Origin of the sequence: Psychromonas arctica (assembly GCF_036697365.1) — a bacterium.
Taxonomy (GTDB): Bacteria; Pseudomonadota; Gammaproteobacteria; order Enterobacterales; family Psychromonadaceae; genus Psychromonas; species Psychromonas arctica_A.
Genome location: NZ_JBAHZA010000009.1, coordinates 52,906 through 72,695, shown reverse-complemented (window position 1 = coordinate 72,695; position 19,790 = coordinate 52,906). Strand labels below are relative to the sequence as shown.

Annotated in this window: 22 protein-coding genes and 1 riboswitch; of the genes, 10 read left to right on the top strand and 12 right to left on the bottom strand. The window is 36.2% G+C overall.

The window, feature by feature from the left end; translation table 11 throughout:
- Positions 1 to 6 precede the first annotated feature (6 nt).
- Complete coding sequence (locus V5290_RS11510) at positions 7 to 723, top strand: 3'-5' exonuclease (RefSeq protein WP_333385694.1); 717 nt, start codon at positions 7 to 9, stop codon at positions 721 to 723.
- Positions 724 to 993: 270 nt separating this feature from the next.
- Here the strand turns inward: V5290_RS11510 and V5290_RS11505 are convergent, their stop codons facing one another.
- The gene (locus tag V5290_RS11505; RefSeq protein ID WP_333385691.1) at positions 994 to 2,574 is read right to left on the bottom strand and encodes a BCCT family transporter; all 1,581 of its coding nucleotides are present in this window, start codon (positions 2,572 to 2,574) and stop codon (positions 994 to 996) included.
- 613 nt (positions 2,575 to 3,187) lie between these two features.
- On the opposite strand from V5290_RS11505, the gene epd reads away from it, so the two are divergent.
- A complete protein-coding gene (gene epd / locus V5290_RS11500; protein ID WP_333385689.1) occupies positions 3,188 to 4,207 on the top strand; it encodes an erythrose-4-phosphate dehydrogenase in 1,020 nt (339 codons plus the stop codon).
- An 80-nt stretch (positions 4,208 to 4,287) separates the two neighbouring features.
- On the opposite strand, the gene V5290_RS11495 is transcribed toward epd, so the two are convergent.
- Both V5290_RS11495 and ubiT read right to left on the bottom strand, forming a co-directional pair.
- Entirely contained in the window at positions 4,288 to 4,611 is a 324-nt protein-coding gene (locus tag V5290_RS11495) for a YkgJ family cysteine cluster protein (RefSeq protein ID WP_333385686.1), read from the bottom strand.
- Positions 4,612 to 4,689: 78 nt separating this feature from the next.
- Positions 4,690 to 5,214, bottom strand: a complete 525-nt coding sequence (gene ubiT / locus V5290_RS11490) for a ubiquinone anaerobic biosynthesis accessory factor UbiT (RefSeq protein WP_333385683.1) — start codon at positions 5,212 to 5,214, stop codon at positions 4,690 to 4,692.
- 192 nt (positions 5,215 to 5,406) lie between these two features.
- On the opposite strand from ubiT, the gene ubiU reads away from it, so the two are divergent.
- The gene (gene ubiU, locus V5290_RS11485) at positions 5,407 to 6,402 is read left to right on the top strand and encodes a ubiquinone anaerobic biosynthesis protein UbiU (protein WP_333385680.1); all 996 of its coding nucleotides are present in this window, start codon (positions 5,407 to 5,409) and stop codon (positions 6,400 to 6,402) included.
- 22 nt (positions 6,403 to 6,424) lie between these two features.
- Complete coding sequence (locus V5290_RS11480) at positions 6,425 to 7,300, top strand: U32 family peptidase (protein ID WP_333385677.1); 876 nt, start codon at positions 6,425 to 6,427, stop codon at positions 7,298 to 7,300.
- A gap of 34 nt (positions 7,301 to 7,334) precedes the next feature.
- Here V5290_RS11480 and modC read toward each other — a convergent pair whose 3' ends face one another.
- From modC to moaA, 9 genes are all read right to left on the bottom strand, one after another.
- Entirely contained in the window at positions 7,335 to 8,405 is a 1,071-nt protein-coding gene (gene modC, locus V5290_RS11475; protein ID WP_333385674.1) for a molybdenum ABC transporter ATP-binding protein, read from the bottom strand.
- Positions 8,398 to 9,084: a molybdate ABC transporter permease subunit gene (modB, locus tag V5290_RS11470; protein ID WP_333385671.1), complete on the bottom strand. Its 687-nt coding sequence runs from the start codon at positions 9,082 to 9,084 to the stop codon at positions 8,398 to 8,400. Before modB ends, modC begins: the two co-directional genes overlap by 8 nt.
- Positions 9,084 to 9,806: a molybdate ABC transporter substrate-binding protein gene (gene modA, locus V5290_RS11465; protein WP_333385667.1), complete on the bottom strand. Its 723-nt coding sequence runs from the start codon at positions 9,804 to 9,806 to the stop codon at positions 9,084 to 9,086. The genes modB and modA overlap by 1 nt, the downstream gene beginning before the upstream one ends.
- Positions 9,807 to 9,867: 61 nt before the next feature.
- Positions 9,868 to 10,317: a molybdopterin synthase catalytic subunit MoaE gene (gene moaE, locus V5290_RS11460; RefSeq protein WP_333385665.1), complete on the bottom strand. Its 450-nt coding sequence runs from the start codon at positions 10,315 to 10,317 to the stop codon at positions 9,868 to 9,870.
- Positions 10,318 to 10,566: a molybdopterin converting factor subunit 1 gene (gene moaD, locus V5290_RS11455; protein WP_333385663.1), complete on the bottom strand. Its 249-nt coding sequence runs from the start codon at positions 10,564 to 10,566 to the stop codon at positions 10,318 to 10,320.
- A gap of 35 nt (positions 10,567 to 10,601) precedes the next feature.
- On the bottom strand, positions 10,602 to 11,078 hold the full coding sequence (gene moaC / locus V5290_RS11450) for a cyclic pyranopterin monophosphate synthase MoaC (protein WP_333385660.1): 477 nt from the start codon (positions 11,076 to 11,078) through the stop codon (positions 10,602 to 10,604).
- Entirely contained in the window at positions 11,078 to 11,596 is a 519-nt protein-coding gene (moaB, locus tag V5290_RS11445; protein ID WP_333385657.1) for a molybdenum cofactor biosynthesis protein B, read from the bottom strand. Before moaB ends, moaC begins: the two co-directional genes overlap by 1 nt.
- A 68-nt stretch (positions 11,597 to 11,664) precedes the next feature.
- On the bottom strand, positions 11,665 to 12,270 hold the full coding sequence (gene mobA, locus V5290_RS11440; RefSeq protein ID WP_333385655.1) for a molybdenum cofactor guanylyltransferase: 606 nt from the start codon (positions 12,268 to 12,270) through the stop codon (positions 11,665 to 11,667).
- A gap of 102 nt (positions 12,271 to 12,372) precedes the next feature.
- The gene (moaA, locus tag V5290_RS11435) at positions 12,373 to 13,350 is read right to left on the bottom strand and encodes a GTP 3',8-cyclase MoaA (RefSeq protein WP_333385652.1); all 978 of its coding nucleotides are present in this window, start codon (positions 13,348 to 13,350) and stop codon (positions 12,373 to 12,375) included.
- A riboswitch (molybdenum cofactor riboswitch) is annotated at positions 13,341 to 13,494 on the bottom strand. (Overlaps the previous gene by 10 nt.)
- Positions 13,495 to 13,661: 167 nt before the next feature.
- Here moaA and V5290_RS11430 point away from each other — a divergent pair.
- The 6 genes from V5290_RS11430 (at position 13,662) to V5290_RS11405 (ending at position 19,735) form a co-directional block, all read left to right on the top strand.
- Positions 13,662 to 15,248, top strand: a complete 1,587-nt coding sequence (locus V5290_RS11430) for a histidine kinase (RefSeq protein ID WP_333385648.1) — start codon at positions 13,662 to 13,664, stop codon at positions 15,246 to 15,248.
- A 105-nt stretch (positions 15,249 to 15,353) separates the two neighbouring features.
- Positions 15,354 to 15,989 (top strand): two-component system response regulator NarL, encoded by a 636-nt coding sequence (gene narL / locus V5290_RS11425; protein ID WP_333385645.1) that lies wholly within the window; start codon positions 15,354 to 15,356, stop codon positions 15,987 to 15,989.
- 182 nt (positions 15,990 to 16,171) lie between these two features.
- On the top strand, positions 16,172 to 18,229 hold the full coding sequence (gene dinG / locus V5290_RS11420; RefSeq protein ID WP_333385642.1) for an ATP-dependent DNA helicase DinG: 2,058 nt from the start codon (positions 16,172 to 16,174) through the stop codon (positions 18,227 to 18,229).
- Entirely contained in the window at positions 18,230 to 19,018 is a 789-nt protein-coding gene (locus V5290_RS11415) for a TSUP family transporter (protein WP_333385640.1), read from the top strand.
- Positions 18,997 to 19,560, top strand: coding sequence for a primosomal replication protein PriC (priC, locus tag V5290_RS11410; RefSeq protein ID WP_333385636.1), 564 nt, complete (start codon positions 18,997 to 18,999; stop codon positions 19,558 to 19,560). Before V5290_RS11415 ends, priC begins: the two co-directional genes overlap by 22 nt.
- Positions 19,553 to 19,735: a DUF2496 domain-containing protein gene (locus V5290_RS11405; RefSeq protein ID WP_333385633.1), complete on the top strand. Its 183-nt coding sequence runs from the start codon at positions 19,553 to 19,555 to the stop codon at positions 19,733 to 19,735. The genes priC and V5290_RS11405 overlap by 8 nt, the downstream gene beginning before the upstream one ends.
- Positions 19,736 to 19,790: the final 55 nt, after the last annotated feature.

The following is a 19,790-nucleotide window of genomic DNA, read 5'->3' as shown; positions in this document are numbered from 1 at the left end:
CTTTATATGCATAACTTTATCAATAAAGAGATTTTAAATTGGAATGCTTATCTACGATTACAAGCACGTCACTGTAAAGATCAACGTTTAACTCAGTTTTATAAAGCAGGTACTTACAACGACGATACCCCACTTAAAGATATTGAATTTGTGGCTTTAGATTTTGAAACAACCGGTTTAGACCCAAAACAAAACAGTATTATTAGTATTGGTTTAGTCCCTTTTAATTTAAATCGAGTCTTCTGTAGTAAAGCTAAAAAATGGTATATCACTCCTCAAGATAAACTCGAAGAGGAATCGATTATTATTCATGGTATTACACACTCTGACTTAAAGGGTGCACCTGATTTACTGAGGATTTTAGGTCCTTTTCTCGAGCAAATAGCAGGCAAAGTCGTCGTTGTTCATTATCGTAATATCGAACGCGCTTTCTTGGATTTGAATTTAAGAGCATTAATTGACGAAGGTGTTATTTTTCCAGTTATTGATACCATGCAAATTGAAGCGGCAATACAAAGTAAACAATGTGAAGGTTTTTTGAGTTGGTTAAAGCGTAAAAAGCCTGGATCGATTCGTTTAGGAAACAGCCGTTTACGTTATAATTTACCAACTTATCAACCCCATGATGCACTGACCGATGCGATTGCTACTGCCGAGTTATTACAAGCTCAAGTGCTTTATCACTACGATCCAGAAACACCAATTAAAGATTTATGGCTATAGAGAATAAACGTCGCATCTGATAACACTAAACACAACCAATAGCCCACTTCTTCATTGTAAATCTCTTTCAGGCAACAGCGATTAAAGAATCTAATTTTCGAAGACTTAATTTACGTATTAATTGCTCTGTTATATCAGCCTAATATGTAAATAGCCTATTCGATATAATCAGTATTTCCTATACCTTTTCAGTAAACCTCAGATATAAAAAAACCGATTACCCACAGGATAATCGGTTTTTAATTGGCTTTAATCTAACTTAACGTTTTTCTATTTAGTTAGTTTAGGCTCAGTTCTCATACCCATAATCAAACTTACACACATGACTAGTAGGATAATAGTGAACGGTAATGCTGTTGAAATTGCACCTGCTTGTAACGCTTGAATCGATGATGTACCACCGACCCATAATAACGCAATAGCAATAGCACCCTCAATTGAAGCCCAGAAAATACGCTGTGGGACAGGAGCATCAACTTTACCACCAGCAGTAATACTATCGATAACCAATGAGCCTGAATCAGAAGAAGTAATAAAGAAAACTAAAACTAAAACAACTGCAATCATTGATAAAATATTACCCAATGGTAACTGGTCAAACATTTGGAACATAGCAAGGGATACATCTGTTAAACCGTTCGTTCCTAATTCGCCAACATTATTCATGATTTGATCGATAGCAACACCGCCAAATACAGACATCCACAGAATAGTTACTAAAGTTGGAATAATTAACACTGCAGTTAAGAACTCACGAACTGTACGACCACGAGATACACGCGCAATAAACATACCTACGAATGGAGACCATGAAATCCACCAAGCCCAGTAAAATACCGTCCAACCATGCATCCAAGCTTCATCTTCACGGCCATGTGGGTTACTTAATGGAATAATGTTTTCAACATAGCCCATAACCGTTGTCGGAATCGTGCCCATAGAAACAGCTAAAGTCACTAACGCAACAAACACCACTAACACAATAGCCAGTAACATATTGATATTACTAATTAATTTAACGCCACCGTCAATACCACGTACAACAGACACGATTGCTAAAATGGTAACGCCAATGATAATTGTAACTTGCGTAGTTAAACCATCATCAATACCAAACACATGATGGAAGCCACTTGCTGCTTGTTGTGCACCTAACCCTAATGACGTTGCTAAACCAAACAATGTCGCAATAACCGCAAAAATATCAACTATATGCCCAGGTATACCCCAAGTACGGTCGCCTAAAATTGGGTAAAAGATAGAGCGCATTGAAAGCGGTAAGCCTTTATTGTAAGCAAAGAAAGCTAATGACAATGCAACAACACCATAGATAGCCCAAGGGTGAAGACCCCAGTGGAACATAGTTGCTCCTAATGCTAGTTTAGCGGCTTCCGGTGTATTAGGTTCTACATTCAGCGGCGTTTCATACCAGCCAGTAAAATAAGCAACCGGCTCAGCAACTCCCCAGAACATTAAACCAATACCCATACCAGCAGCGAACAGCATAGATAACCATGATAGTGTGGAATAATCACTTTTTGCTTCTGCACCACCAAGACGAATTTTACCAAAAGGTGATACAACTAATACAAGGCAGAATATAACAAATATGTTAGCAGACCACATAAACAGCCCATCAAATGCACCAATTATCTGCCACTTTAAACCATCTAATGTTGCTTTTGATAACTCTGGGTCAATAAACATAATCGCCACTAAAAATAGCGCGATAAAACCTGCACTAAATCCAAATACAGGGTTATGTACATCAAAACCCCATTTTTGTACGTTATCCTGACCTACTGTGTAGTCAGTATTATCAATACTGTACTTATCCTTATTTAAACTCATTTTTCCTCATTTAGAGCATTTCACTCTGTTATTTACCTTTAAAACCGTGACTATGTTAACAAAACCAATATGACATTTCAGTGATTTAAATAAATTTAGTTTTTAATTTATTTATAAAATTCATTGTCATTACACATATCACCCTTTTTCTAATACCAATTATATTAAATAAGTGTTCTAAATTTTACGCAAGAAAAATGACTGAGTTCAAGGCGTAATTTGAGCCTTTCGTCGATTAACTTCGTTAATAGTCTATCGGAGAATTAACGATAAGATGTTAATTCTTTAATAGTTGCTCTATTTACGAAAATTACAACGAAGAAATAAGTTATTTTAACAAGTAAAATAGAGCAGTTAATTAGTGTGATTGGTATAATACAGCAAAGCCGTCAATGAACAGTACGCACTCTTTTAATTAATTGATTACTTTCAATAAAAATCAGTCAGGTTTTTCTGTGATTAAGATATTTTTGTTTTACAATGTCCTTTTATAGCATTTCTATTCAACATAGCGTTTTCTACAATAGTTAGTCGCCATATAAATACCTGAGCACAAGATGAAATGTCTTTACCAGTGATGATCTGCTATCCACTTTTAATTTTGGAACAATAAATGTCTCTTCGAATTGCAATTAATGGTTATGGCCGAATTGGCCGCAGTGTGGTGCGTGCTTTATTTGAAGGTAATCACCAAACTCAAATAGAAGTTGTAGCTATCAATGAACTCGCCGCTGCGGATGCTATTTGCCATTTAACACAATATGATTCAACCCATGGACGCTTCCCTTATAGTGTAGAGCAGAGTGAACAACAGCTTATTATTGCTGGTCATGCGATTAAACTTTTAGCCTATGAAAATATTAGTGATTTACCATGGGAAACTTTAGATATTGATATCGTTATCGACTGTACTGGGATCTTTGGTTCAAAAATCGATGCTCAGGCACATATAACAGCAGGTGCTAAAAAAGTTATTTTCTCTCATCCAGCAGATCACGATGTAGATGCAACCGTTGTTTACGGCGTTAACCACCAATCATTAACCGGGCAAGAAACTTATATTTCAGGCGCTTCCTGTACGACAAATTGTATCGTGCCAGTGATTGCCAGTTTAGATGCTGCTTTTGATATTAAATGCGGTACTATCACCACTATTCACTCCGCGATGAATGACCAACCTGTCATTGATTCCTATCACCATGATTTACGCAGAACACGAGCGGCTAGCCAATCAATTATCCCCGTTGATACTAAATTGGCAGCCGGTATTGAACGTATTTTGCCTAAATTTGCAGATAAATTTGAAGCGATTGCTGTACGTGTCCCAACTATTAATGTGACGGCAATGGACTTGAGTATTACTGTTGATAAAAAAGTAAGTATTGATGATATTAACCAATGTTTACAACAAATATCTACAACGTCACTTTCTGGTATTTTAGGCTATACAGAAGCCCCATTAGTATCTGTAGACTTTAACCACGATCCTCGATCTTGTATCATTGATGGGACACAAACGCGCGTAAGTGACGGTCATTTAGTGAAGCTATTGGTGTGGTGTGATAATGAATGGGGATTTGCAAATCGTTTAATTGACACCTGTTTGTACTTCAAACAATTAGCAAACCAATAATAAAACAAAAACAAACATTAATAAAATAATAGGCAGGTTCATGAGTCTGCCTATTGCCTACATTAAGCTATCATTAATGCTTATTGATTTACTGGAATAAACTCATCACTACACTCGTATGAGCCCATTTCAAAAATCCTGCAAACCCAAGGTCTGTTTTCATAAATGCTACACAGCTTGGTTTCTCTATCGACGCAAATACACCAACCATCATCCAACTTTTTCATGGTTTCGCCGCCCCATTGATCACGGTCGATATATTGCTCAGGCACACCAGTATCAGTAATTAACATCACCTCTAACTGACAGCAGGCAGCATTACATTTTGCACAAGTTAATTCGTTATTATCTATATTAGTAACTGCTATCGTCTCTGCAGTTGGCGTTGAGTTATTATTTGGCATCTATTTACTGGAATTGGCTATAAAATGCTACAGACTATAGACCTTATGAAATAAAAGATACCTATGCGATGCAATTGTTTATCTTATTGTGGGGAAAAACTGATTAGGTTGTTGGACACCTTGCTGTACAAACAAGGAAAACTGCGCAACTAAGGTTTGTAAAAAATGAGGTAAATTATCAAAATCAATATTATCTAACAAGTTTTTCACTTCTAACCCTAACTCAGTATCTCCTTCAATGATTAAGCGTCGTTGAAAAAATAATGTATCAGGATCTTCTTTTCGACCTGCTATTAATATTAGATCATTGATATTTCCAGTAAAACTAACATCTGGTATGCCATCATCTTCTTTTATAAGTAGCGCCTTATTGAAGCTCATTTGCCAATGTATCGACAAATCATCAATACGAATCGCAAGCCACTTACCTTGTAAAAAGTCTAAGTCCCCATCTTTAATGGCTTCTTCAAATAGTTGATTTAAAATTAAAGCTAAGCCTTTTTGATGCATATAAAAAGGTATCGTCCGCGCAGGAAAAGCCAATACTTTAGGAGCATTAATAACCAGTTGGTGGTGTATTTCTTGTTTAAATGAAGCCAGCATAATCATTACTCGCAATTGTGATAAATGAAATGTCCACTTTAATCTTTTTTACAAAAAACAAATTGCTGTACATCAATGATTAATGGCTTATTCAATATATTTATTTTTACTAATAACTCAACAATATATGCCCTATGTCAATAAGCCCTCCTTCTTACTCATTACAATAAATGGCTAAAAAGGAGTGGAAAGATGGAGTTACTATGCCCTGCTGGTAGTTTACCTGCGCTAAAAATGGCAATCGATTGTGGCGCTGATGCAGTTTATATTGGATTAAAAAATGATACTAATGCTCGACATTTTGCTGGACTGAACTTTAATGCGGCAAAGTTAACAAAGGGGGCGCAGTACGTAGCAGATCACAACAAACATTTACATGTAGCAATCAATACTTTCGCTCACCCCGGCCAAGAAAAGCGCTGGTATGATGCAGTCGATCAATGCGTTGACTTAGGGGCCCATGCTGCCATTATTGCGGATATCGCTACCTTAGATTACGCGACTCAAAAATACCCAGATTTAGAGCTACACTTATCTGTACAAGCTTCTGCTACGAATACTGCTGCCATTGAATTTTATCAACGTAACTTCAATATCAAACGAGTGGTATTACCGCGGGTACTGTCGCTACATCAAGTTAAACAACTTTCACGAAACAGTCATGTCCCCTTAGAAGTATTTGCCTTCGGTAGTTTATGTATCATGGCTGAGGGAAGATGCTATTTATCCTCTTACTTTACAGGTGAATCACCTAATACCGTAGGTGCGTGTTCACCGGCTAAATTTGTTAGATGGCAAGAGACCTCTGATGGTTTAACGTCACGCTTAAATGATATTTTAATCGACCGATATCAAGACCATGAAAAAACAGGTTATCCAACTCTATGTAAAGGCCGTTTTAATGTCGATGGAGATATTTATCACGCACTAGAAGAACCGACAAGTTTAAATACCTTGTCACTTTTACCCGACTTAATAGAGATGGGCATTAGCTCAGTCAAAATTGAAGGACGGCAACGTAGTCCAGCTTACGTAGAGCAAATAACCAAAGTATGGCGTGCAGCTATTGATAGTTACAAACAACAGCCTTCTCAATATCAAGTTAAACCACAATGGGATCATCAACTCGCTAACCTTTCCGAAGGTAATCAAACTACTCTTGGCGCTTATCATCGTAACTGGCAATAAAAAACAACAACAGGATTTATATATGAAAGTCTCATTAGGCCCATTATTATATTATTGGCCAAAACAACAAACTTTAGATTTTTATCAACAATCGATCAGTAGCGATGCTGATATTATTTACTTAGGTGAAACCGTTTGCAGTAAACGCAGAGAGCTTAAAACGAGAGACTGGATTGAGCTAGCAACATCAATGAACAAACATGAAAAAGAGATTGTTTTATCCACTATGGCGCTATTAGAAGCACCTTCTGAATTAACTGCGTTAAGAAAACTTTGCGAAAATGGCGAAATTAAGATCGAAGCCAATGATCTCGGAGCTGTGCAAATATTAACGGAGAAAAAACTACCTTTTGTATGTGGTCCTGCTATCAACTGTTACAATGCACAAACACTTAAATTACTGATTAATCAAGGTATGCAACGCTGGGTAATGCCGGTAGAGTTATCAAGGGATTGGTTATCAAATATAATTGATGATGTTCATAAAATGAAATTGCGTGATCAATTTGAAGTAGAAGTACTGTCCTATGGTCACCTTCCATTAGCCTATTCAGCACGGTGCTTTACTGCACGATCAGAAAACAAAGCAAAAGACGACTGTGGTTTAACCTGCATCAACTATCCACAAGGTAGAATCGCTCACACTCAGGAAGATCAACAAGTGTTTATATTGAATGGTATACAAACGTTGTCTGGATACTGTTATAACCTAATTAATGACCTTGAAAGCATGGAGGGTCTAGTGGATATATTACGTGTTAGTCCTAACTCTCTTAATAGCTTAAAAACAATAAGTCATTTCAAAGAGCAACTATTATGTAAAAATAACTACACACAATTAAACAGCTTACAATGCAATGGTTACTGGCATAGTATCGAAGGATTAGCAAAAAGTTGAACTTTAAAAACCAACAGGCTAGCCAATACAACAACTAATTAACAATACTCATGGTCTTTACATGTGCAAAAACTTCACTACCCACCGCTAACTGTAGTTTGTTAAATGACCGTAGTGTAATGTAAGCATACAAAGATTGCGTTTCAAACTGTAAGGTCAAAACCACAGCTTTTTGTGAATCTATATCAAAACCCACGACTTTTGCAGATAGACAATTTAACAAAGAGCTCTCTTCAATCGGTTGAAGTGCCACAATCACATCTCGGCTATTAATTTTAACTTGTATCTTCTCAACAAGTGGTGGAGTTTCAGCTGAAATATATAAGTTTTGACTGTCTAAACAAGCTTTAATTAACGCTTCTTCTGGATCGTAGCTTTTTACATCAACACTCAATATCAGCCCTTGATGTGCAAATTTAATTAATGATAAATCGCTATTTAAGAATAGTTGCTGTGGTTCTCCACTGGCTTCTATTTGGCCATCGTTCACTAACAACATGTTACGACTAAGATAAAAAAGCTCTTGTTCTGAATGAGTAATATATAAGATCGGGATTTTTTGACTGACCTCTTTAATGAAGGGTAACAATAATTGTTTACTACCTTGATCTAAAGATGAAAGTGGCTCATCCATCACTAATAGCTGAGGATCGGTTAATAAAGCACGTGCGATAGCAACACGCTGTTTTTGTCCACCAGATAACTGAGTGGTTTGATGCGTTAAAAGCTCAGTGAACCCTAATTTATTAGCAAGTTGTTCAATAGTAAACGCATGTGAGGAAGCTTTATTTACCGCTAGTTGTAAGTTCTGTTGTACATTTAAGTGAGGGAACAATCTTGGTTCTTGAAACACCACACCAATACCACGCTTTTCTGTCGGAATAGACTTCTGTTGCTCTGATTGCCAGATCTGTTGCTTGAATTGAATATCGCCGACGCAGGATTCTAAGCCAATTAAACAACGTAATAGTGTTGTTTTTCCTGCGCCAGAGTCACCAAAAATAACGCATACCCCAGATAAATCTATATTAGCTTTAAAATAAAGCTCCCTGCTTACTCCGGTTTGTTGATTGATAAATGACTTTTGAATATCAAGCTTAAGCATTTAATATCCTTTGTTGTCTCTTTTGTAAAAAACCATAAATCACTACTAACAATGAAACAGAGAAGGCTAACAACATAAACGACAATTGATGTGCTTGGTTATATTGTAATGACTCTACATGGTCAAACAGCTGAATTGATAGTACTTGCGTCTCTCCAGGAATATTTCCTCCTATCATTAATACCACCCCAAACTCACCAATGGTATGAGCGAAACCTAAGGCTGCGGCAATAATAAAACTAGGTAATAGCATCGGGAAAATTATTTTATATAACCGTTCATACTTTCCGTACCCTAATGTTGCACTAACTTCTAAGTAGCGTTTGTCTAAATGTACAAAAGCACTTTGTAAAGGTTGCACTACAAAGGGTAATGAGTAAATAACAGAAGCAATAACTAACCCAGAAAATGAAAAAGCCAGAGACTGTTCATTAAAGCTCAACCACCAGCGACCTAGAAAATGGTTGGGGGAAAATGCAAGTAACAGATAAAAGCCTAATACCGTAGGTGGCAAAATAAGCGGTAACGCAACGAGCGATTCTATTAAAGGTCGAACTTTAGCTTGGCTTCGAGCTAACCACCAAGCTAATGGCGGCGCAAATACCATCAATAATAAGGTAGTTAATCCAGCTAATTTTAAAGTAAGCCAGATGGCTTGTAAGTCGCTTGCACTCAACACTAATTATAACCCTGAGAATGTATCAATTGTTGGATTGATTCTGAAAGCAGGAAATCGCGGAATAAGTTTGCTTGCTCTGTTTGTTCGGTATTTAAAACGACCCCTGACTGTATAATTGGCTGGTGCCATTCGGCAGGAATTAATAAAAAGTGCTTTTTATTCTTTTGTATTAATGTTGCATAAGCAACCATACCAGCAGCAACATTTTTTGACTCAACGAATTGATAGGTTTGACTAATATTACTGCCTTGAATATATTGTTGTTTGCCCCATTTACCTAAGTAGGTTAACGCTTCTTGTGCCGCCACACCGTAGGGTGCAAACTTAGGATTTGCAATCGCCAAACGCCCAGCATAAGAAATTAAAGTATCAATACTTGGCGCTTTTTCCGCTAAAGGCATCCAAAACCCCAGCCGCCCCTGTGCATATACAAAACGTTGATTATCTCCAACCTTATTAGCTTGTTGTAATAATTGCACATGTGTTTGATCCGCTGATAAAAATAGATCAAAGGGAGCTCCGTGCAGAATCTGTTGATATAGAGTGCCTGTTGATGCACTAGAAATATTTACATCAATATCGAACTTCTCTGTGAACTTCTCCGCTATCTCTTCCGCTGAGACTTTGAAATTGCTGGCAACAGCAATATTGATCGCAGCTTGACTGGATATACTAGGAAAAATTAACAGTATACAAAACAGACGAATGACAAAGCCAAACATAAAAAACCTTAATTGATTTAAATATTCATAGAGAAAAATTAAAGAACGGCCATTAAGACCATTACATTACCCACTTAGAACGTGTCTTATGATCGCTTTCCCTAGCATCAACCCATTTGCTTTCACCACTTTCCATGGTTTCTTTTTTCCAAAACGGTGCTTCGGTTTTTAAGTAATCCATTATAAATTCACATGCTGCGAAGGCATCCCCACGATGTTGACTGGCTATACCAACAAATACAATTTGATCGTTGATACTTAATTGCCCAACACGATGGATCACTGTGGAAGCAATAATATTCCAACGTGACTTAGCTTGTTCAACGATATTCATTAAGCTTTTTTCAGTCATTCCAGGATAATGCTCAAGGCATAAATCACTGACTGAATACCCATCATTAATGTCCCTCACTAAACCAGTAAAAGTAACGATTGCACCAATTGATGATTGGCAACGTAAACGTTCATATTCGCTTTGTTGATTAAAATCTTGCTGTTGTACACTAATCATTTAACCACCAGTTACAGGCGGAAAGAAAGCGACTTCATCCCCCGCTTTCAGCTTAATATTATTAGTGACCATTTCTTGATTCACTGCTCGTAAACAAGGTTGAGAAGTTAACGTTACCGACCACTCTTTCTTATATTCAGTTAAATATTGAAACAGTTGATCGACATCTTGCGCTTGTTGCCAATCTACTTGTAAGCTTTTAACACCTAGCTGCTCACTTAATTTGGCAAAGAATAAAACCGTAATCATGATTTCTCCTAGTTCACATCCGATGGTGACTTATGTTATGCCGTATAATGACCAGATTTTCCGCCAGTCTTTTCTAATAATTTAACCGACGATATCACCATATCTTTTTGAATAGCCTTACACATATCATAAATGGTTAATGCAGCAACGGAAGCTGCAGTCAAAGCTTCCATCTCCACACCAGTTTTTCCTGAAAGTTTACATAAACTTTCAATTCTGACCCGATTAGACTGTGGCTCAGCAGTAATATGCACTTCTACTTTGGTCAATGCTAATGGGTGGCATAAGGGAATTAAATCAGCCGTCTTTTTAGCCGCCATAATTCCAGCGATACGCGCAGTAGCAAAGACATCACCTTTGTGATGCTGACCATTAATAATTAGGTCTAATGTTTGTTTAGACATTTCAACATAGGCCTCAGCAATGGCTTGACGTACAGTACTGTCTTTGCCTGTTACATCAACCATATTCGCTTTACCATCTTGGTTAATATGTGTAAAACCGCTAGACATTATTTAACTCCTACATGTGGCATGAAATTACATGGTTTATGTTGAGAATTAATTTGTTCCTCAATAATATTTGTCCAAGCAGTTCTACAGGCGCCTGTTGAACCCGGCATACAAAAAATAACCGTATTGTTAGCAAAACCAGCAAGCGCTCGGCTTTGAATTGTTGATGTTCCAATTTCTTGGTATGACACAGCACGAAAGACTTCACCAAAGCCTTCGACCTGCTTATCGAATAAAACCGATACGGCTTCAGGTGTTGTATCTCTTGCTGTAAAACCTGTCCCACCGGTCGTTAAAATAACTTCTATCGCAGGATCTGCAATCCATTGCGATACCACAGCACGTATTTTGTAAGGATCATCGATGACAATCTGCTTATCTGCGAGATGGTGCCCAGCTGTTTTTAAAGATTCGACTAAATAACCACCAGAAGTATCTGTTGACTCATCACGAGTATCTGAAACGGTTAATACGGCTATTGTCGCCGGTGTAAATGCTTTAGTTGATAGATGGCTCATGTTAATCCTTGTCGTCTATATAGAGTAATAATGTAAAAAAATGTGTTAATAATAATTTTTTATTTGAACTAGCCTAATTTAGAATAACTGTTTAAACAACGCAGCCATTGTTCAGGTGTATTGGCATTTTCAAATCGTTCTATGTTATTCGCATTAGCAGCAACACCTTGTACAGAAAGGGTTTCAAATAAACGATATAAAGAACGGTATTTTTTATGGGGTGTTTGAATGATACCTAACAGATAGTCATGCAATGGGGTATTTAAAGTCAAGATTAATGGAAAAATTGACTCTTGATAATAAACTCCTGCAGCTTGTCCAAGTGGCTGTCGTAGCATCGTTTGTAGGTAAGTATCTATCAATGCAGTACAATCTTGCTCTGCTAATAAAGGCATATCCACCGGCACAATGAAGAGTGCATCATAATCATCAATCAATTGCTCCGTACAAGCAGCAATTCCAGCGAGAGGACCTAAGCCGTTATATTGGTCTGTAATACATGAAAAATCTGGATATTCCCCGCTCACAAAACAATCGCTTAAACCACTCTGTTTTAATAAATTTAATGCTCGTATCAACAAGGTATGTTTTTCAATGGTTAGCATGGCTTTATCCAGTCCCATCCTTGAAGATTGACCTCCAGCTAACACAATACCTGCTATTTTTAGATCCATAATTCTCTCGCTAATTTCTTTTCCCAGTAACATGGGAAAAGAAATAATTACCATACCTAAATTATCTTGAGATAATTCTTTCTATAACTTTTATGTACACCATTAGCCGCCAATTGACGCTAAATGTGGTGTACCTCCAGTTAACCCAAGATCAAGAAAATGCGACGATTTCTTCTCTTTTAAGGCAGATAATATGGTACTTTTAAGTTCAGCTTTATCTTTACTATCTTGTAAAAGATGTCTTAAATCAACACCCTCTTCACCGAATAAGCACAGATGCAAACGACCTACTGCAGATACCCGTAAACGATTACAATTGTCACAGAAGTCTTTGCTGTAAGGCATTATTAAACCTATTTCACCTTGATAATCAGGATGTGAAAAGACCTCAGCGGGACCATCATTGACCACTCGAGGTTTCTGTTGCCAATGCTGATCTAATAAGGCTTGCTTAATGGTTTCGCCAGAAAGATGGTAACGATTAAAAAAATCATTATTATCATCTGTTTGCATTAATTCTATGAAGCGTAATTGGATTGGTTGCGTTTTTATCCAGGATAAAAAAGTATTAAGATCGTTATCGTTTAAGCCTTTCATTAACACACTATTGACTTTTACTTGTTCAAAACCAGCTTTAACACAAGCTTCAACCCCTTCCATCACTTTATGGAAGATATTTTTACCGGTAATAATATTAAAAGTATTAGCATCTAAACTATCAACACTGACATTAATAGTATTAAGCCCTGCTTGATACCAATCAACAGCATGCTTACTGAGATTAAAGCCATTAGTTGTGGTTGCGACTTTTTTTATACCGGGGGTGTTAGAAACTTGTTCTATAATTCCGGAAAAGTCTCTACGTAAACTAGGCTCACCACCAGTGATCCTGACTTTACTCGTGCCTAATTCTGCAAAAGCAGTAATTAAGTTTTGTATTTCATTTTGTGACAAAAATTGTTTCTGGTGAGTACGTTGGTAACCATCTGGTAAACAATAATTGCATTTGAAATTACACTCATCGGTAATCGATAGGCGCAAATATTCAAATTTTCGATAAAATTTATCGACTAACTGCATGGTAAGTTCCTTTCCAAACACGGGAGGCAAACTCATTTCTAAGCTTACCCTTCTTAACCAAATGTTCAGTTAAGCGGCTAGCATCACATATTTAAAACAAAACGTGTTAAACTTAGTGATAAAAGCTCGGAGCTAATTAATATATGAATGAAATCAATTCCCTACTTGGGCCTCTCAATCAACTTGTAACCTTTTATTTTTAACTATCTATGAAGATTAATCTACTATTACATTCACTTTCAATTACAAAAGTGATTTCAACGATTGCTTTACTGACCTTCATTTTATCAGGGGCTCACGTTTTCATTTTTATGACAACAACACAGAGCCAAAGCAGCAATAACGATGCTATCAAAAGTTTAACAACTCTGCGATATGAGACGAAGAGTTTTATCGATCCTGAACGATTAGATCGTCAAAAAATTCAACGTATAATCAATGAGTATTCACCTTTAGTAGCTAATCAACTTTTACAAAACAAGTTCTTTGATGTTAACCAAATTCACGAAGCAAATATAGAGTTGAGGTTTGAACTGATCGCCATTCAACAACAACTTGATCAATTGTCAGACGATGAGCTCACACTAAAGTTAACACAATTAAAAGATAATATTGAAATTACTATTGAACAATATCGAGCATTAGTCGAAAAAGAGTCATCAGTGATATTTATTTCACAGATGATCATGTTTATTTTTGTAGTATTTAGTGCAATATTCCTGCTGTTTTACTGTCGTCGCTGTATTATTACACCACTGAATAGACTGGAAGAGAACGTTTACTCTATTTCCAATCATCACTTCAATGTCGACTTTGTAGAAACTAGCAATGAAATAGGCTTTTTATCAACTGGTTTAAAAAGTATGTCTGAAGAGCTTGAGTCACTAATTACCGCAATGCAAAAGAAAGTTTTTGATAAGAAAACGGAATTAGAAACAGCGAATGAGAGTATTCAGTTTTTATTCACTATATCTCAAACTTTGAGTACAGTTAAATTAACTCATCCAATCATTATTGAAGCCTTGAATGCCTTAGCCAAACAAACTAATTTAAGTAAGTTATGTTTAGAACTAGTAAACGGCGTTGAAATAGACAGTGATTACGGATGTGCTACAAAAAATAATCAAAACAACAAACGCATTCCAATCATGATCAATGGCGAACCTTTTGGATATTTAAATTATATTCAAGCAACGCCAATGGCTGAAAACACTTCAATAATTGTGAGCTTCAGTAGCTTGTTAGCAAGAGCTTTGTATCAAGAAGAGTACAGCCTACAAGAGCAAAAACTACTATTAATGGACGAACGTGGTGTTATTGCTCGTGAGTTACATGACTCCATTGCACAAGCTTTATCTTTCTTAAAAATCCAATGTACGGTTTTAAATAGACAAATAGACGCAGATAGTGAAAAAAAGGCAGTTAAAAACTCGGTAAGTAATATTGAAGAAGCAGTCAGTGATGCTTATGTTCAACTACGTTCACTGCTCTCTACCTTTAGATTGAACATCAGCGAATCTGACTTTAAAGAAGCTGTATTAGTGATGATTTCTCAATTACAAAAACAAACCACCGCCAAAATTCAACTAGGAGAATTTGAATCTAATTTCCAAACTCATGCAAACCAACACATACATTTATTACAAATTATTCGTGAAGCCATGATCAATGCAATGAAACATGCAAAATGTAGCAATATTATTGTAAACTGTGTCATTATAGATCAAAAAGTTATCATTACTATTACAGATGATGGAATTGGTATTAAAGAAAAGCCAGGTAAAGACAATCATTACGGTATAGAAATTATGAATCAGCGTGCTGCTGAGCTTAATGCTAAATTGGAAATAAAAAACTTACCGCTTGGCACTGAAATCAAACTTATATTTGAAATTTAAGTCTCACAAAAATCACTTATATTTCATTTTTCTTACTATTTTTAATTTACATTATATTGTTTTCAATTATTGTACTTTAACTATGACTCGATAAAGGAATCACAAATGAACAATGTATCTACCGTTATTGTGGTTGATGACCACCCTCTTATGCGTAAAGGTGTTACACAACTACTCAGTATTGACCCCAATTTTGTGGTAATAGATGAAGCAACCAACGGCATTGAAGCTGTGAGTATGGTTAAAAAGCAACACCCTGATATGGTACTGCTGGATTTAAACATGAAAGCAGTTTCTGGCTTAGAAACATTAAAAGCATTACGTAACGATGGTATCAGCAGCAAAATTGTTATTTTGACTGTTTCAGACGCAAAACAAGATGTTATTTCATTAATTAATCAAGGTGCTGATGGCTATCTCCTAAAAGACACAGATCCTGAAATTTTGCTAGAAAACTTACATCGCATTCAACAGGGTAAATTAGTTGTTAGTGAAGAATTAACTGAATACCTAGACTGCTTAGATCAAGAAAATAACATTAGAGAAAAAATCGCGACTCTAACGCGTCGTGAAAACCAGATTATGGGTGAAATTTCAAAAGGATTAAGTAACAAAGAAATTTCAGATAATTTAAATATCTCTGAAGGTACTGTAAAAGTACATGTGAAAAGCCTATTGAAAAAGCTTGAAATTAAATCTCGTGTTGAAGCTGCAGTGTTGTTTTTAGAACAACCAAAATAAAGTTGTTGATAGGTAATTTTAAACAGTCACAACTTCTTCAGAGTAAACAATATCGACATATCATATAGCGATATTATCTCAGATAAAAAACCTTTATTTTGGTACACTATCAGATAAAGGTTTTTTCATTTAATACTATCCAAATTTCTGCACAATAACATTGAGAAACAATAATAATAGCTATGCTTTCAGACTCACTAAAAAAAGAAATTCGTACCAATTACGAACTCATTACTCAAGCGTTACCGCAATTTAAAGCGCGTAAAGCACAAAACTATTTAGTGGCTGAAATCGCAAAAGTGTTAGCAGGAAACTATGATAAATCTCGTCGTATTTTAGTCGCTGAAGCTGGTACGGGTATTGGTAAATCATTAGCTTACATTTTAGCTGGCTTACCAGTTGCCTTGCGTGCTAATAAAAAGTTAATAATTTCAACAGCAACAGTGACTCTTCAAGAACAGTTAATTACTAAAGATCTTCCATTTTTTCTGCGTCACAGTGATTATAAATTTACTTTTACACTTGCAAAAGGAAGGCAACGCTACTGTTGTGAACATAAGTTGTTAAATCAACAAACCGATAACCCAGAACAAACCCAATTGTTTACCGAAAAGCCGCAAATCGGCGATAAAGAATTATTAGACCGACTCAAAAATGCCTACTTAGACGGTAAATGGAATGGCGATCAAGATAGTTGGCCTAAACCAATTCCTCGTCGAATTTGGCAACAAATTGTTTCCGATAAACACAGCTGCAAAAAAGCATTAGCTAATCACCGTCAGTGCCCTTTTCACCGTGCACGCGATAAAATAAATAAAGCAGATGTGATTGTCGTTAATCATGCTCTGTTATTAGCAGATCTAGAGTTGGGTGGCGGAGTCATTTTACCTGAACCAGACGCTTCTTTTTACGTATTAGATGAAGCCCATCATTTGCCTAAAATTGCCCGTGACTTTTCTAGTGCTAGTGTCAATATTAAGACCAGCCAAGATTGGTTAAGAAAGATTAAACAAGTCAGCACACATGTTAACAAGGTCGTACACCGACAAACGACGATTACACCTGGGTTAAATATGCTTGAAAGTGCAAATGAAATAGTTAAAGATTTAAACAATATTGAAATTTATTTTAGAAATAACCCGTTGAATTATAATAAATCTAATCAATATCGTTTTAGTATGGGTGAGGTACCGGAAGGTATTGTTAATTCATTAATTAGTTTAAAAGAAGAAACTAAGAAATGTCTTGGTGCAGTGAATAAGCTCTCCAATATTACATCTGAAGAATTAAAAGACGAAAATATTAAGTTGAGTGATGCTGAACCGATATTGATTGAAACTGGTTTCTATATTCAACGCTTAGAAGCACTATCTGATTTATGGAAAATGCTCTTAAAAGATCGTAGTTCACATCAAGCGCCTATTGCAGCTTGGATAAACAATGAAAGCGAAGCTTATACATTATGCGCAAGCCCATTGGAGGTTGGAGGCTTATTAGAGTACATGCTATGGTCACAAGCAGCCGGAGTGGTCCTATGTTCAGCGACTTTAACTTCATTAAACAGTTTTGACTATTTCATGCGTCAAGCTGGTTTGACACAAAATGATGGTACGCAATATTTACGTTTAAAATCTCCTTTTGATTATCCAAATATTGATTTAAATATTGCCGCAATGAAAAATGATCCAACAGAGTCTGGTTTTGATAACGAATTAATTGAAAATATTGCTAAGCGTATTGAGTTGAAAGAAGGTAACTTGGTACTATTTGCTTCTTATTGGCAAATGAACTTAGTAGCAGATAAATTGCGCCGTAAATTCCCAAAGTCATTATTGGTACAGGGTGAATCATCACGTACTAAGATGATCGCCATGCATAAACAAAATTGTGACCAGGGGTTAACCAGTATCCTTTTTGGTACAGGCAGTTTAGCTGAAGGTTTAGATTTACCAGGGCACTATCTCACTAATTTAATGATTACTAAATTACCTTTTGCAGTCCCAGACTCCCCTGTAGAAGAAGCTCATGCGGAATGGATAACTTCTAAAGGCGGTAATCCATTTATGCAAATTACCATTCCTGAAGCGAGTAAGAAACTGATCCAATCATGTGGCCGCTTGATTCGAAAAGAGACTGACACCGGTAAAATTACCATTTTAGATAAACGTGTCATTACTAAACGTTATGGTAAAAGTCTTATTGATGCCCTTCCCCCTTTTGCATTAAAAATAGAGAAATAAATGACAGAGTTTGTTCTAGATCCGCATAGTTGGATGTTATTGGCATTTGTAGGCTTATTAGCAGGATTTATTGATGCCGTTGTTGGTGGCGGAGGAATGTTAACAGTCCCCACTTTATTAAGCGTGGGATTACCGCCGCATTTAACATTAGGTACCAATAAACTTTCAGCTAGCTTTGCTTCTGGTACTGCTGCTTTTACTTACTTTCGTAAAAAGCTATTCGATCCAGCTTTTTGGAAACATTGCTTCTACAGTACATTAATTGGGGCACTCGGAGGTACTATTGTCGTCAATTATATCTCTACCGACTTGCTTAATAAGTTTTTACCTGTCGTCATTTTAATTGCAGCAATTTATACATTATTAAGCCGAGTTAAAGAAATTGATAATGCAACGCTTCCAGAAAAAAACTCAAAGCATAAATTAACCCAGCGTATTCAGGGGTTCATATTAGGTTTTTATGATGGCGTTTCTGGTCCTGGTACAGGTGCTTTTTGGGTGATATCAAATATGCACCTTTACCGGTTAAATATATTGCTATCCAGCGGTATTGCTAAGGCTATGAATTTCACCAGTAACTTTGTTTCACTGCTCACTTTTATCTATTTTGGGCAGGTAGACTGGTTTATAGGATTAACCATGGGCGTATGTTTAATGCTTGGCGCGTTTATTGGTGCACATTCCGCTATCTATTTTGGTGCTAAATTTATTCGCCCATTATTCATTATTATTGTCTTAATCATGGCAGTTAACCTGGGATACAATGCATGGTTCAGTCCGTCGATTTAAAACATTTAGCCGCGCTAGATAAGCAATTAAAAGCCCTGCATTTACGTTGCCAAGAATGGGATCGTAAAATCACGCTTACAGAAAATAAATCATTTAAATTTGAAGTGCACCTTTTTAAGCAAAGTAGTCTAACTTTAACGGGTTATAGCGAACAATTATCTAATACTCTTACTCATTTACGTTATGTGATCAGTAATAATATGGGTGAAACTATTATTAATTACGAATGTGAGCAATTCGTTAATCAATTCTCCGCGTTACTGAATATTGTTAATCAGTTAGATGCAGGTAAAGCTGAAGGATTATATAAACGATATTCAACACAGCAGGAAAAGGTATATCAACAGCTACAGCGTCAATACCAATATGAAAAAAGACTATTGACCATGATTGATGAAGAAAATACCTTATACGAAACAGCTACTTTTGCACATAAAGAAATTCATAGAAGCCGTGTTAATGTGCTAAAAGAACGCTATCAAAAATGTAATGAGTTCACTCAATCCCTGGAATTTAAAATGGATGCCTTAGATAATGACTAAAGAAGTTATTCAAACTAATACAACACTCGCTGATGCCCCTATTGAGATTAAGTTAGCGGTAGATCTTATTCAATTGTTAGAAGACACAGATGTAGAATTAGAAACAACCATCTCTGCGTTAGAAATTGCATTAAAAGATTTTAAAAATAAACGTCGTCAAGTGATAGCTAAATAAAATTTGATTGCGTTAGTTTGTAAATCATTAGCCCACAAACAAACTTCTATAAAAT